This is a genomic window from Alicycliphilus denitrificans K601, assembly GCF_000204645.1.
GTDB classification, from domain to species: domain Bacteria; phylum Pseudomonadota; class Gammaproteobacteria; order Burkholderiales; family Burkholderiaceae_C; genus Alicycliphilus; species Alicycliphilus denitrificans.
The window spans coordinates 3,732,720-3,747,289 of record NC_015422.1; the positions used below are offsets into that span (position 1 = coordinate 3,732,720).

General features: G+C 70.1%; 10 protein-coding genes. 6 read left to right on the forward strand and 4 right to left on the reverse strand.

All coding sequences use genetic code 11. The features are described from left to right. Positions 1 to 5: 5 nt before the first annotated feature. On the forward strand, positions 6 to 1,145 hold the full coding sequence (locus tag ALIDE2_RS17840; protein ID WP_013518215.1) for a substrate-binding domain-containing protein: 1,140 nt from the start codon (positions 6 to 8) through the stop codon (positions 1,143 to 1,145). Next, on the forward strand, positions 1,142 to 2,704 hold the full coding sequence (locus ALIDE2_RS17845; RefSeq protein WP_013722796.1) for a phospholipase D family protein: 1,563 nt from the start codon (positions 1,142 to 1,144) through the stop codon (positions 2,702 to 2,704). Before ALIDE2_RS17840 ends, ALIDE2_RS17845 begins: the two co-directional genes overlap by 4 nt. A gap of 56 nt (positions 2,705 to 2,760) precedes the next feature. Here the strand turns inward: ALIDE2_RS17845 and ALIDE2_RS17850 are convergent, their stop codons facing one another. After that, the gene (locus tag ALIDE2_RS17850; protein ID WP_013722797.1) at positions 2,761 to 4,407 is read right to left on the reverse strand and encodes an acyl-CoA synthetase; all 1,647 of its coding nucleotides are present in this window, start codon (positions 4,405 to 4,407) and stop codon (positions 2,761 to 2,763) included. Between the two features lie 339 nt (positions 4,408 to 4,746). Between ALIDE2_RS17850 and dnaG the strand changes: the two genes are divergently transcribed. From dnaG to ALIDE2_RS17870, 4 genes are all read left to right on the forward strand, one after another. After that, a complete protein-coding gene (dnaG, locus tag ALIDE2_RS17855) occupies positions 4,747 to 6,672 on the forward strand; it encodes a DNA primase (RefSeq protein WP_013518212.1) in 1,926 nt (641 codons plus the stop codon). Between the two features lie 258 nt (positions 6,673 to 6,930). After that, complete coding sequence (gene rpoD, locus ALIDE2_RS17860; RefSeq protein WP_013722798.1) at positions 6,931 to 9,339, forward strand: RNA polymerase sigma factor RpoD; 2,409 nt, start codon at positions 6,931 to 6,933, stop codon at positions 9,337 to 9,339. Between the two features lie 168 nt (positions 9,340 to 9,507). Then, positions 9,508 to 10,287 (forward strand): DNA-3-methyladenine glycosylase I, encoded by a 780-nt coding sequence (locus ALIDE2_RS17865; RefSeq protein ID WP_238530047.1) that lies wholly within the window; start codon positions 9,508 to 9,510, stop codon positions 10,285 to 10,287. Between the two features lie 46 nt (positions 10,288 to 10,333). Then, positions 10,334 to 11,284, forward strand: coding sequence for a ketopantoate reductase family protein (locus tag ALIDE2_RS17870; protein ID WP_013518208.1), 951 nt, complete (start codon positions 10,334 to 10,336; stop codon positions 11,282 to 11,284). A 73-nt stretch (positions 11,285 to 11,357) separates the two neighbouring features. On the opposite strand, the gene ALIDE2_RS17875 is transcribed toward ALIDE2_RS17870, so the two are convergent. From ALIDE2_RS17875 to ALIDE2_RS17885, 3 genes are read right to left on the reverse strand one after another with little or no spacing between them, the layout of a single operon-like run. Continuing rightward, positions 11,358 to 12,359 (reverse strand): tripartite tricarboxylate transporter substrate binding protein, encoded by a 1,002-nt coding sequence (locus ALIDE2_RS17875; protein ID WP_013518207.1) that lies wholly within the window; start codon positions 12,357 to 12,359, stop codon positions 11,358 to 11,360. Between the two features lie 33 nt (positions 12,360 to 12,392). After that, complete coding sequence (locus tag ALIDE2_RS17880) at positions 12,393 to 13,586, reverse strand: CaiB/BaiF CoA transferase family protein (RefSeq protein WP_013722799.1); 1,194 nt, start codon at positions 13,584 to 13,586, stop codon at positions 12,393 to 12,395. Between the two features lie 30 nt (positions 13,587 to 13,616). Continuing rightward, positions 13,617 to 14,546 carry a hydroxymethylglutaryl-CoA lyase gene (locus ALIDE2_RS17885; protein WP_013722800.1) on the reverse strand — a complete coding sequence of 310 codons (930 nt, stop codon included), beginning with the start codon at positions 14,544 to 14,546 and terminating at the stop codon, positions 13,617 to 13,619. Positions 14,547 to 14,570: the final 24 nt, after the last annotated feature.

Genomic DNA, 14,570 nt, shown 5'->3' on the forward strand with positions numbered 1-14,570 from the left:
ATCTTGTGCATAGGATTCAACTCCACTACACGCTCGACCGCGACGCGGGCGACGCGCTGATCCGCAACCCCCTGCTGGACATGCTGCAGGCCGTGGCCCAGCAGGGCTCCATCTCGGGCGCCGCGCGGGCGCTGGGCCTGTCGTACCGCCATGTCTGGGGCGCGCTCAAGCGCTGGGAGGAGCAGCTGGGCAGCGAGCTCATCGTCTGGGGCAAGGGCCAGTCGGCGCAGCTCAGCGAGTTCGGCGCCAAGCTGCTATGGGCCGAGCGCCAGGCGCAGGCGCGGCTGGCGCCGCAGATCGAGGCGCTGCACGCCGACCTGGAGCGCGCCTTCGCCGTCGCGTTCGACGACCATGCCCATGTGCTGACGCTGTACGCCAGCCATGACGACGCGCTGTCCGTGCTGCGCGCGTTCGCCGCCGTGCCCGGCCACGCGGGCCAAGGCAGGGCGCTGCACCTGGACATACGCTTCACCGGCAGCGTGGACGCGATCCGCGCGCTCAACGAGGGGCGCTGCACCATCGCGGGCTTCCACACGCTGGAGCAGCCCGCCATGGATTCGCTGGCGGCGCAGACCTACCGCCCGCTACTGCAGCCGGGCCTGCACAAGGTGATCGGCTTCGCGCGGCGCACGCAGGGCCTGATCGTGGCGCGCGGCAACCCGCTGGGCCTCGCGTCGCTGGCCGACGTGGCGCGCACCGGCGCGCGCTTCGTCAACCGCCCCCTGGGCACGGGCACGCGCGTGCTGCTGGCCGATCTGATGGCCCAGGCCGGCCTGGAGAGCGGCGACATCGATGGCTACGGGCGCGACGAGCCCTCGCACGCCGCCCTGGCCCAGGCGATCGCGGCCGGCAGCGCCGACGTGGGCATGGGCATAGAGCTGGCGGCGCGCGCGCGCGGGCTGGACTTCGTGCCGCTGGTGCACGAGCGCTACCACCTGGCCTGCCTCAAGTCCACGCTGGAGCAGCCCGCCACGCGCGCCCTGCGCGACCTGCTGCAGACGCCCGCCTGGCAGCGGCGCATGGCCGCCATGCCGGGCTACGCCCCGATGCACTGCGGCGAGGTGCTGGCCATGAGCCGCGTGCTGCCCTGGTGGCGCTTCGCGCGCCGCAAGAGTGCTGGCGCACACCAGCACGCGAGCCCATGACGCGCCCCGCCGCCCTCGCGCGCCGCCTGCCGGCGCTGCTGGCCGGGCTGATGCTGGCGGGCTGCAGCCTGCCGCCGCTGGCCGGCCGCAGCACGTCGGCGGCGCTGGAGCTGCCCGCGGCCCGGGACACGCAGCTGGGCCGCGCGCTCGGCCCCGAACTGGCCGCGCACCCGGGCCTGAGTGGCATCCACGCGCTGGACCACCCCCACGACGCCTTCGCGGCCCGCGTGCTGCTGGCGCGCGCGGCCGAGCGCACGCTGGACGTGCAGTACTACATCTGGCGCGGCGACACCACCGGCACACTGCTGCTGGCCGAGCTGCTGGCCGCGGCCGAGCGCGGCGTGCGCGTGCGCCTGCTGCTGGACGACCTGGGCACGGCGGGGCTGGACGGGCCGCTGGCCGCCATGAACGGCCACCCGCGGATCGAAGTGCGCCTGTTCAACCCCTTCACCTGGCGCAACCCCAAGCCGCTGGGCTACCTGGCCGACCTGCGCCGCGCCAACCGGCGCATGCACAACAAGTCGTTCACGGTGGACAACCAGGCCAGCATCGTGGGCGGGCGCAACGTGGGCGACGAGTACTTCGGCGCCACCTCGGGCGTGCTGTTCGCCGACCTGGACGTGCTGGCCGTGGGCCCGGTGGTGCAGGACGTGTCGGACGACTTCGACCGCTACTGGGCCAGCGCCAGCGCCTACCCCGCGGAGCGCATCCTGCCCGCCGTGGCGCCGCAGGCCGTGGCCAAGCTCGCCGCGCAGGCCCACGCCCTGCAGGAATCGCCCCGCGCGCGGGACTATGCCCGCGCCATCGCCGGCAGCCCCTTCATCCGCCAGCTGCTTGGCCACAGCCTGCCGCTGCACTGGGCGCGGGTGCAGATGCTCAGCGACGACCCGGCCAAGGGCATGGGCCAGGCGCGGCGCGCCGACCTGCTGCTGCCCCGGCTCGGCGCCGTGCTGGGCGCGCCCCGGCGCAGCGTGGACCTGGTCTCGCCCTACTTCGTGCCCACGGCCCACGGCGTGGAGGCCTTCGCGCGGCTGCGGCAGGCCGGCGTGCGCGTGCGCGTGCTCACCAACGCCTTCGAGGCCACGGACGTGCCCGCCGTGCATGCCGGCTACGCCAAGTACCGCAAGCGCCTGCTGGAGCAGGGGGTCGCGCTCTACGAGATGCGCAGCCTGGTGCCGGAGTACGCCGCAGACAAGGGCCGGCCGCTGCTGCAGCGCCTGGGCAGCTCGGGCTCCAGCCTGCACGCCAAGACCTTCGCGGTGGACGGCGAGCGCGTGTTCGTGGGCTCGCTCAACTTCGACCCGCGCTCGGCGCTGTTCAACACCGAGCTCGGGTTTCTGATCGACAGCCCGGCGCTGGCGCAGCAGGTCGCGCTGGCCTTCGACCGCGAGATCCCCCTGCAGTCCTACCGCGTGGCCCTGGCCGAGGACGGCACCCTGCGATGGCACGGCGGCGTGGGCAACCCGGCGCCGGTCTACGGCACCGAGCCCCACACCACCTGGTGGAGCCGGTCCCTGGTGTGGCTGCTGATGCGCCTGCCGATCGAGTGGTTTCTATGAAAAAACGGCTCCATCGCTTACCCAGAAAGCGCCATAAGCTATGTTTTTGATAGTCATCAGACATTGATCGCCGCCGCCGACCCGGCCTGGCGGCGCAGCTCGAACTTCTGGATCTTGCCGGTGCTGGTTTTGGGCAGCTCGCCGAAGACCACGGCGCGCGGCACCTTGAAGCCGGCCAGGTGCTTCTTGCAGTGCGCCACGATGTCCTCGGGCGTGGCCTGGGCGCCGGCCTTCAGCTCCACGAAGGCGCAGGGCGTCTCGCCCCACTTCGGGTCGGGCTTGGCGACCACGGCGGCGGCGAGCACGTCGGGGTGGCGGTAGAGCACGTCCTCGACCTCGATGGAGGAGATGTTCTCGCCGCCCGAGATGATGATGTCCTTGCTGCGGTCCTTGATCTTGATGTAGCCGTCGGGGTACTGCACGGCCAAGTCGCCGCTGTGGAACCAGCCGCCGCGGAAGGCGTCCCCGGTGGCGGCGGGGTTCTTCAGGTAGCCCTTCATGGCGATGTTGCCGCGGAACATGATCTCGCCCATGGTCTCGCCGTCGCGCGGCACGGGCTGCATGGTCTCGGGGTCGAGCACGGCGGCCGCGCGCTGCAGGTGGTAGCGCACGCCCTGGCGCGCGTTCAGGCGCGCGCGCTCGCCGACGTCCAGCGCGTTCCAGGCGTCATGCTTGGCACACACCGTGGCCGGGCCGTAGACCTCGGTCAGGCCGTAGACGTGGGTGAGGTCGAAGCCGAGCTTCTCCATGCCCTCGATCATCGAGGCCGGCGGCGCGGCGCCTGCCACCATGGCCTTCACGCCTGCGGGCACGCCCTCCTTCATGGCCGCCGGGGCGTTGACCAGCAGGCCGTGCACGATGGGCGCGCCGCAGTAGTGCGTGACGCCGTGGCTGCGCATGGCGTCGAAGATCGCCTGCGCCTCGACGCGACGCAGGCACACGTTCACGCCCGCGCGCGCCGCCACCGTCCAGGGGAAGCACCAGCCGTTGCAGTGGAACATGGGCAGCGTCCACAGATAGACGCTGTGCTTAGGCATGTCCCACTCCAGCACATTGCTGATGGCGTTGATGGCCGCGCCCCGGTGGTGGTAGACCACGCCCTTGGGGTTGCCCGTGGTGCCCGAGGTGTAGTTGAGCGCGATCGCGTCCCACTCGTCGCCGGGCAGCTCCCAGGCGAACTGCGGGTCGCCCGCGGCCAGGAACTCCTCGTAGGTCTGCGTGCCCAGGCGCTCGGCGGCGGCACCATAGACGGCATCCTCCACGTCGATGAGCAGGAGCGGCGCCTTGGATTGGCGCAGCGCCAGCGCCCTGGCCATAACGGGGGCGAACTCGGGGTCCACGATCACCGCCCTGGCCTCGCCGTGGTCGAGCATGAAGGCGATGGTCTCGGGGTCCAGGCGCGTGTTCAGCGCGTTGAGCACCGCGCCCGCCATGGGCACGCCGAAATGCGCCTCCACCATAGGCGGGGTGTTGGGCAGCATCACGGCCACGGTGTCATTCTTGCCGATGCCCGCCGCGCGCAGGCTGCTCGCCAGACGGCGGCAGCGCGCGTAGGTCTGGCCCCAGGTCTGGCGCAGGCCGCCGTGCACGATGGCCAGGCGGTCCGGGTAGACCTCGGCCGTGCGCTCGATGAAGGACAGGGGCGACAGCGGCGCGTGGTTGGCCTCGTTGCGGGGCAGGTTCTGGTCGTACATGCTGGTCACGGCAGGCTCCTTTGTTTCAGGGAATGCAAAAAAACGCGGCCATTAGAGCAAGGCCGGCTGACGCCTGGCTGAGAACCTGCCCAATATCTTTTCATGGAGTCCCTTGCCCCGCAAGGCGGTGGATGCAAGGCGCAAACCGCAGACGGGCTGGTGGCCCGGCGAGGATTTGCAACGCCGCAGATGCCGCCTTTGCGGAGCAACCCTTCGGGCAAGACTCGTCGTTGCCCGCCTTGCCCAGGCCGCCAGCATGGCCTGCGGCGCGCGCCTAGATTGCGGCCTTTTGCTGCCTTGCGGACTCCATGAAAAGATATTGAGCAGGCTCTAAGAGAAAATAGCCCGGTGTCCATCCCCCAGTCGTTCATCCAGGAGCTGCTCGCGCGCGTCGACGTGGTCGACATAGTAGGCCGCTACGTGCAGCTCAAGAAGAGCGGCGCCAACTTCATGGGGCTGTGCCCCTTCCACGGGGAGAAATCGCCCTCGTTCAGCGTCAGCCCCTCCAAGCAGTTCTTCCACTGCTTCGGCTGCGGCAAGAACGGCAACGCCATCGGCTTCCTCATGGACCACGCGGGCATGGGCTTTCGCGAGGCCGTGCAGGACCTGGCCCAGCAGGTCGGCATGCAGGTGCCCGACGACGAGAACACCTCGCCCCAGGACCGCGAGCGCGCCGCCGCCCAGCGCCAGAAGCAGGCCACGCTGACCGAAGTGCTGGAGAAGGCCGGCGAATCCTGGCGTCGCCACCTGCGCGAATCCCCGCGCGCCATCCAGTACTTCAAGGGCCGGGGCGTCTCGGGCCAGGTCGCCAAGCGCTACGGCCTGGGCTACGCGCCCGAGGGCTGGCGCAATCTGGCCAGCGTGTTCCCCGAGTACGACAGCCCGCTGCTGGAGGAAAGCGGCCTCGTGATCGTGGGCGAGGACGACGGCAAGCGCTACGACCGCTTCCGCGACCGCGTCATGTTCCCCATCCGCAACGTCAAGGGCGAATGCATCGGCTACGGCGGGCGCGTGCTGGGCGACGATAAGCCCAAGTACCTCAACTCGCCCGAGACGCCGGTCTTCCACAAGGGCCGCGAGCTCTACGGCCTGTACGAGGCGCGCGGCGCGATCCGCGAGATGGGCTACGTGCTGGTGGCCGAGGGCTACATGGACGTGGTCGCCCTCGCCCAGCTCGGCTTTCCCAACGCCGTGGCCACGCTGGGCACGGCCTGCACGCCCGACCACGTGCACAAGCTGTTCCGCTTCACCGACGTGGTGGTCTTCAGCTTCGACGGCGACGCGGCCGGCCGCCGCGCGGCGCGCAAGGCGCTCGACGGCGCCCTGCCCTACGCGAGCGACACACGCAGCATCAAGTTCCTGTTCCTGCCGCCCGAGCACGACCCCGACAGCTTCATCCGCGCCCACGGCCCCGAGGCGTTCGCGCGCCACGTGGGCGACGCCATGCCGCTGTCGCGCTTCCTGCTCGAATCCGCGCGGGAGGGCTGCGATCTCGGCACGGCCGAGGGCCGCGCCCACATGCTGGCCAACGCCCGCCCGCTCTGGAGCCAGCTGCCCGACGGCGCCCTCAAGCGCCAGATGCTGGCCGAGCTGGGCGAACTGGGCCAGTTGCCGGCCAAGGACCTGGCCGAGCTCTGGGCTCAGGAGGGCCCGCGCGCCGCGCCCGCGGCAGCGCCGGAGGGCGGCGACCCGTTCGCGGACGAGCCGCCCTGGCACCCGCAGCCGCCCGGCCCGTGGCAGGGCGAACCAGCGCGCCGCCCCTGGCGCAAGGACGCCGGCGGCCGCTGGCGCCGCGAGCCCGCGCGCCCGGCCCAGCCCCCGCTGCCGCGCAGGCCCGCCGCCAGCCGCATCGACCACGCGGCGCGGCTGCTGCTGTCGCACATGCAGTTCCTCGAAGGCCTCTCGCACGAGGACCACGCCGCGCTGTGCGCCCAGCCCGAGCCGCACGGCCCGCTGTTCGCGTGGCTCGAAGGCCAGCTCCACGAGCACGGCCCCCAGCCCTGGGCCGTGCTGCGCGAGGCGCTGCGCGGCCACGACTGCGAGCCGCTCGCCGAGCGCGTGATGACCGGCTCGCACGCCCAGACCGAGGGCGACGAGGCCGAGCTGCACGCCGAGCTGCGCGGCCTGCTCGACCGCATGCTGATCGAGGAATTCAAGCGCCAGCAGCAGGAGCTGGTGCCCCGCGTGACGCGCGACCCCGCCGCGCTCGCGCAGTACCAGGCGCTGGAGCAGCGGCTCAAGGGATTGCTCGGTATTTCTCCCAGGCCTACTTGAAATACGCACCGCCGCTATAATTTAGGGTTTGTCGGCAAGAGCGACAGCAGCACCTCCGGACCAGGCAACCGTGACAAACGCGCACCACCGCCTTCCCCCACCGCAAGGACTGCACACCAAATGTTCGCCCAGACATCTTGCCCCTGAGGATTTGCCCCTCGAACCGCGAAGGCCCCTGCCTTCGCCGTGCCTGCCCGCGCCGGGTTCCTTGGCGCTTGTGTTTTCTTTGTGTGTCCGTTTTTGACCCTGAGGTTGTCCATGCCCGTTCAAAAGTCCGCGAAGTCGCCCAAGCCTGCCTCTGGCACCGCTGCGAAGGCCGCCTCAAAAGCCGCAACCCCTGTGAAAACCGCCGCCAAGGCGCCCGCAAAAGCAGCCACCGCCAAGGCCGCTGACGCCGCGCTTCAGGCCGCGACGAAAGTCAAGACCGTGCCAACGCCAAAAACCACTGCCGAGCTGACAAAAGCCGCCGATGAACTGTTGAAGAAAAAGCCCGCGCGCGCGCCCAAGGCCGCCGCCGCGCAGGCCGAAGCCTCCGAGGATGCGCCCAAGAAGAAGCCCGGCCGCCCCGCCAAGGCCGCCGGCAGCGCCACGGCCGCTGCCAAGGCCCCCGCCAAGCGCGGCCGCAAGCCCAAGGCCAAGGAAGAAGGCCTGGAGGACGATGCCGACCTGTCCGACATCGAAGCGGAGCTCGAAGGCGAACCCGAGGCACCCGAGGCCGAGGCCGAGGCCGCGACCGCCGAGAAGGCCAAGCCCCTGCGCATGAAGATCAGCAAGGCCAAGGAACGCGCCTTGATGAAGGAGTTCGGCCTGGACGAGACGGTTCTGTCCGAGGAGGACATGGCCAAGCGCCGCTCGCAGCTCAAGAAGCTGATCACCCTGGGCAAGACCCGCGGCTACCTGACGCAGGTGGAAATCTCCGACCACCTGCCCGACAAGCTGGTGGACGCCGAGACCATGGAAGTCGTGGTCGCCATGCTGGGCGACATGGGCGTGGCGGTGTACGAGCAGACGCCCGACGCCGAGACCCTGTTCCAGAACAACGTGGCGCCCACGGCCACCACCGTGGAAGAGGCCGAGGAAGAGGCCGAGGCGGCCCTGTCCACCGTGGACAGCGAGTTCGGCCGCACCACCGACCCCGTGCGCATGTACATGCGCGAGATGGGCACGGTGGAACTGCTCACGCGCGAGGGCGAGATCGAGATCGCCAAGCGCATCGAGGGCGGCCTGATGGACATGATGGAGGCCATCAGCGCATCGCCCGCCACGATCGCCGAGATCCTCAACATGGGCGAGGAAATCCGTGAGGGCAAAGTGGTCATCTCCACCGTGGTCGACGGCTTCTCCAACCCCGAGGAGGCCGACGACTACGTGGCCGAGGAAGACTTCGACGAATACGACGAAGAGGACGACGACGACGGCAAGGGCGGCTCCAAGGCCATGACCCGGCTGCTGGAAAAGCTCAAGACCGAGGCCCTGGACCGCTTCGACGAGCTGCGCTCGCTGTTCGAGAAGATGCACAAGATCTACGACAAGGAGGGCTACGGCAGCCCGGCGTACATGAAGGTGCAGCACGAGATCTCGGCCAAGCTGATGACCATCCGCTTCACCGCCAAGACCATCGAGAAGCTCTGCGACATGGTGCGCGCCCAGGTGGACGACGTGCGCAAGAAGGAGCGCGAGCTGCGCCGCATCATCGTGGACAAGTGCGGCATGCCGCAGGAGACCTTCATCAAGGAATTCCCGCCCAACCTGCTGAACCTGCAGTGGGTGGAGAAGCAGGCCGCCGCCGGCAAGCCCTGGAGCGCCGTGATGCAGCGCAACATCCCGCCGATCCAGGAGCTGCAGCAGCACCTGATCGACCTGCAGTCGCGCGTGGTGGTGCCGCTCGCCGAGCTCAAGGCGATCAACAAGCGCATGAACCAGGGCGAGGCCAATTCGCGCGACGCCAAGAAGGAGATGATCGAGGCCAACCTGCGCCTGGTGATCTCCATCGCCAAGAAGTACACCAACCGCGGCCTGCAGTTCCTGGACCTGATCCAGGAGGGCAACATCGGCCTGATGAAGGCCGTGGACAAGTTCGAATACCGCCGCGGCTACAAGTTCTCGACCTACGCCACGTGGTGGATCCGCCAGGCCATCACGCGCTCGATCGCCGACCAGGCGCGCACCATCCGCATCCCGGTGCACATGATCGAGACCATCAACAAGATGAACCGCATCAGCCGCCAGCACCTGCAGGAGTTCGGCTTCGAGCCCGATGCATCCATCCTGGCAGCCAAGATGGAGATCCCCGAAGACAAGATCCGAAAGATCATGAAGATCGCCAAGGAGCCGATCTCGATGGAAACCCCCATCGGCGACGACGACGACAGCCATCTGGGCGACTTCATCGAGGACAGCAACAACACCGCGCCTATCGACGCCGCCATGCAGGCAGGCCTGCGCGACGTGGTCAAGGACATCCTCGATGGCCTGACCCCGCGCGAGGCCAAGGTGCTGCGCATGCGCTTCGGCATCGAGATGAGCACCGACCACACGCTGGAGGAAGTGGGCAAGCAGTTCGACGTGACGCGCGAGCGCATCCGCCAGATCGAGGCCAAGGCACTGAGGAAACTCAAGCACCCCAGCCGCTCGGACAAGCTGCGCAGCTTCATCGACTCGCTGTAAGCGCAACCCGGCACCTCGTGCCCCAGGCCCGTTCCCGCGCTGCGGGGCGGGCCTGTTTCTTTTCCAGCGGATACGATCCAGCCAGGCTGCACAATCGGCTCTCCCACTGGCTGAAGGAGATGCGAATGCCGAAGTTCATCACCATAGGCTACGGCGACCAGGAAGGCTATGACCTCACACCAGAGCCGCTTCGGAATGCCGCCCATGCAAATTCCAGGATGGCGGGGCCTTGATGGGAGTCGCAGGCCCGCCGGTACGAAAATCATGACTCTTGAATATCGCTGGCTCTACGACACGGTCCGCAAGCGTTTCGAATCCGACGAGGCCATGGAGGCCTTTCTGCCCACGGCGCTGACTCCCCAAGAGTTGAAGCAGAAAGGCGACGACCGCTATCTCTCCGCCATGAGCCAGCGGGTATTCCAGGCCGGCATGCAGCATTCGATGGTCGATGCCAAATGGCCCGAGTTCGAAAAGGCCTTCTCGGGGTTCGCGCCCGGGCAGATGGCCTTGCTCGGTCCGCAGCAGATAGAAGACCACATGAAGAACGACCGGATCATCCGCGACCGCACCAAGCTGCAGACCATTCCCAAGAACGCCCGGTTCATTCTGGATATCCGCCAGGAGCGGGGCTGCGGTTTTGGCGAGTTCATCGCCGGTTGGCCGGGTGCCGACACCGTTGGCCTGTGGCGCCTGCTGGCCCAGCGCGGCGCCCGCCTGGGCGGGCGCTCGGCCGCCGGGTTTCTGCGCCTGGCCGGAAAGGACACTTTTCTATTGACCAGCGACGTGGTTGCACGCCTGATGGCCGCAGGCATCATTGACCATGCCCCCACCAGCCAGCGCGACATGCAGATCGTGCAGGATGCGTTCAATAGGCTGCAGCAGGACTCTGGAAGACTGCTGTGCCAGCTGTCGGCCATGCTGTCCCTGAGCATCAATCCGGGGTTCTAGCCAAGGACTGGACGCCGTGCCCCGCCACCCAACCCACCGATCCGCCATGCACCCGACCACCGAGCCCCATACCCCGCCCCACCCCGGCCGCCTGCGCTTTGCCGTCATGGGCGCGGGCGCGGTGGGCTGCTATTTCGGCGCGCTGCTGGCGCGGGCGGGGCATGCCGTCACGCTGATCGGCCGCCCGGCGCACGTGCAGGCCATCCAGGCCCGCGGCCTGCGCCTGCAGACCGCCGCGCAGGATGAACACGTGGCCATGGGCGCCAGCACCGATGCCGGCGCCGTGGCGGGCGCCGACGTGGTGCTGCTGTGCGTGAAGTCCACCGACACCGAGGCCGCGGCGCGGCAGATCCAGCCCCACCTCGCGCCCGGCGCGCTGGTGCTCACGCTGCAGAACGGCGTGGACAACGACGAGCGCGTGCGCGCCGTGCTCGGCCCGGCGCAGCCCGTGGCGGCGGCCGTGGTCTACGTGGCCACGGCCATGGCGGGGCCGGGCCACGTGCGCCACTTCGGGCGCGGCGAGCTGGTGCTGGCGCCCTCGCTCATCGCCGAGCGCCTGGTCCGCGAGCTGGGCGCGGCGGGCATTCCCGCGCAGGTGTCGGACAACGTGCGCGGCGCGCTGTGGTCCAAGCTGGTCATCAACTGCGCCTACAACGCGCTGTCGGCCATCGTGCAGCGGCCCTACGGCTGGCTGGCGCGGCAGGACGGCGCGACCGAGGTGATCGCCGACCTGGTGGCCGAATGCCTTGCCGTGGCGCAGGCGGACGGCGTGCGCATCGCCGGCGACATCCACGCCGCCGTGCGCGGCATCGTGCAGAGCATGCCGGGCCAGCGCTCGTCCACCGCGCAGGATCTGGCGCGCGGCAGGCCCACGGAGATCGAGCACCTGAACGGCTACGTGGTGCAGCGCGGCAAGGCCCTGGGCGTGGCCACGCCCGTGAACCACGCGCTGCTGGTGCTGGTGCGCATGGCCGAGGCGGCTCGCACGGAAGTTTGAGGAAAAATCGGCCTCAACACCCGGAACCACTCCGTGCAGGCGCCCTCCCCGCCCCCGCGCGGCGGCGGGCCGCTCAGTCCATCTTCACGTTGGCGCTTTTCACGGCCTGGGCCATGCGCGCGGTCTCGGAGCGGAAGAAGGCGGCCGCCTCCTCGGGCGGCGGCAGGCGGATCACGTAGCCCTGGGCCACGAGCGCGTCGCGCGCCTCGGGCATCTGCAGCGCGCGCTGGAAGCCCTGGTAGATGCGATACACCTCGGCCCGGGGCAGGCCCGCGGGGCCGATGGCGGCGATCCAGCCGTCGAGCTCGTAGCCGGGCAGGCCCTGCTCGGCGATCGTGGGCACCTGCGGCAGCGACGCCACGCGCGCCGCCGAGGTCACGCCCAGCGCGCGCAGCGCGCCGCTCTTGATATGGCCGGCTGCCGGCGCCACGGCCACCACGCCCAGTTGCACCTGGCCGCCCAGGATGTCGTTCATGAGCGGGCCCATGCCGCGGTAGGGGATGTGGCGTATGTCCAGCCCCGCCTGGTCCACGAACATGGCCGCGCCCAGGTGCAGGATGGTGCCGTTGCCCGACGAGCCGTAGTTGAGCACGCCCGGGTGCGCCTTGGCGTAGGCCACCAGCTCCTGCACCGTCCTGGCGGGCACCGAGGGGTGGGCCACGAGCACGAAGGGCGTGGTGCCGACCACGGTGATGGGCGTGATGTCGGCCAGCGAGTCGAACGGGATGTTGCGGTACACGGCCGGGTTCACCACGTGGTTGTTGGAGACCACGCCGATGACGCTGCCGTCCCTGGGCGCGCGCACGATCTGCGCCGTGCCCGTGATGCCGCCCGCGCCGGGCAGGTTCTCGATCACCACGGGCTGGCCCAGCGCCTTGGCCAGGCTGTTGCTAATGGCGCGCATGGCGCCGTCGGCGCCCGAGCCTGCCGACACCGGCAGGATCATGCGCAGCGGCCTGCCCTCGCCCTGGGCCAGCGCCAGCGCGGGCGCACCCAGGGCGGCGACGCCCCAGGCCAGGGCGCTGCGGCGGCTGACGAGCGCTCCGTGGCGCGCAATGGAATGGAAGGTGTGCATGCGTGTCTCCGGTTGTTCTATCTGTTGGCGTGGTCAGGCCACGGCTGCTGCGCCGCGCAGCGCTTCCACCTGCTCCGCGGTGTAGCCCAGGCCGGCAAGCAGCTCCGGCGTGTGCTGGCCCAGGCGCGGCGGGTCCATGCGCACGCCCATGCGCTGGCCGTCCAGACGCAGCGGCAGCAGCGTGGTGCGCGCCGTGGCGCCGGCGCGCTCGCCGTCGGGCAGGGTAACGTCGGCCAGGCCGCCGGTGGCATTGAGGTGCGGGTCGTCGAACAGCTCCTCGGGCCGGCGGATGGGTGCGAACGGTAGGCCGTGGCGCTCGAAGACGGCCGCCAGCGCGTCGGCCGTGTGCGCGGCCAGGCGCTCGCGCAGCATGGGCAGCAGCGTGGGGCGCGCGCGTACGCGGTCGTTGTTGGTGGCATAGCGCGGGTCGGCCTTCAGGTCGGCGTAGCCCATGGCGTCGCAGAAGGTCTGCCACTGCGCGTCGCTCACGGCGGCCAGGAAGATCTGCCCGCCGTCCTTCACGCTGAACACGTCGTACACGGCCCAGGACGAGATGCGCTCGGGCATGGGCGCGGCGGGCTCGCCCGTCACGGCGTACTGCATCATGTGCTGGCCGACGAGGAACACGTTGTTCTCGAACAGGGCCGAGTCCACCTCCTGCCCGCGCCCGGTCTGCACGCGCTGCATCAGCGCGGCCATGGCGCCGATGGCGCCGAACATGCCGCCCATGATGTCGTTCACGCTGGTGCCCGCGCGCAGCGGGTCGCCGGGGCGGCCGGTCATGTAGGCCAGGCCCCCCATCATCTGCACCACCTCGTCGAGCGCCGTGCGGTGCTCATACGGCCCGTGCAGGAAGCCCGTGTGGTTCACGTAGACCAGGCGCTGGTTCAGGCGCGAGAGCGCGGCGTAGTCCAGGCCGTACTTGGCCATCACGCCGGGCTTGAAGTTCTGCGCCACCACGTCGGCGCTGCTGGCCAGGCGGATCGCCACCTCCAGCCCCTGGGGGCTGCGCAGGTCGATGGCGATGCTCTTCTTGTTGCGGTTGAACATGGGGAAGAAGCCCGCGCCCGCGCCCAGCAGGTGACGCGTGCGGTCGCCCTCCACGGGCTCGACCTTGATGACCTCGGCTCCCAGGTCGGCCAGCACCATGCCGCAGGTGGGGCCCATGACCATGTGGGTGAATTCCACCACGCGGATGCCGGCGAGCGGCAGGGAGGATGTATTCATGTGCGGTACGAAAAACAGCAGGAGAAAGAATCAGGCGGCGGCCAGCCTGGGCAGGCCGGCGCGCCAAAGCGTGCCGTGCAGCGTCTCGCCGGCCAGCCAGCCTTCCACGCGCCGGCGCAGCGCCAGCAGCGCGGGGACGTTGAGGCCGGTGGCGGCGCCCATGCGTTCCAGCATGAAGGCCAGGTCCTCCGTGGTCACGTTGCCGCTCGCACCCGGCGCGTGCGGGCAGCCGCCGATGCCGGCCAGGCAGGCGTCGAAGCGGCGCACGCCCGTCTGCCACGCGGCGTAGCAGTTGGCCAGGCCCAGGCCGCGCGTGTCGTGGAAGTGCGCGCCCGCAAGATGCTCGCCCACGAGGGCGCGCGCCTTCTCGAACAGGCGCTGCACGCCGGCCGGGTCGGCATAGCCCACGGTGTCGGCCAGGCTCACGCGGTCGGCGCCGGCATCGATCAGCGCCTGCAGCAGGCGCAGCACCTCGGCCTCGGGCACCTCGCCCTGGATAGTGCAGCCGAAAGCCGTGCCCACGCCGCCCTCGATGCGCGTGCGGCTGCCGGCGGCGTCGCGCGCGGCGCGCATGCGGGCGACATCGGCCACCACCTCGTCGGGCGTCTTGCGCAGGTTGGCCAGGCTGTGCGCGTGGCTGGCCGACAGCGGCACGATCATCCATGGCGCACCGCATGCGATGGCGCGCTCGGCCCCCTTGAGGTTGGGCACCAGCACCGAGGGCATGAGGCCCGGCAGCGTGAGCGCATGCGCCAGCACCTCGGCCGTATCGGCCAGCTGCGGCAGCAGGCGCACAGGCACGAAGGAGCCGACCTCGACCTCCCGCAGGCCGGCGGCGTGGGCCGCATCGAGCCACTCGATCTTGCGCGCCGTGGAGACGATGGTGGCGATGCTCTGCAGGCCGTCGCGCAGCCCCACCTCGCGCACGGTTGCGCGGGGGGTGTCGGGATTCGGGGGCATGGGGCGGTTCTCCGGGACGGGTGT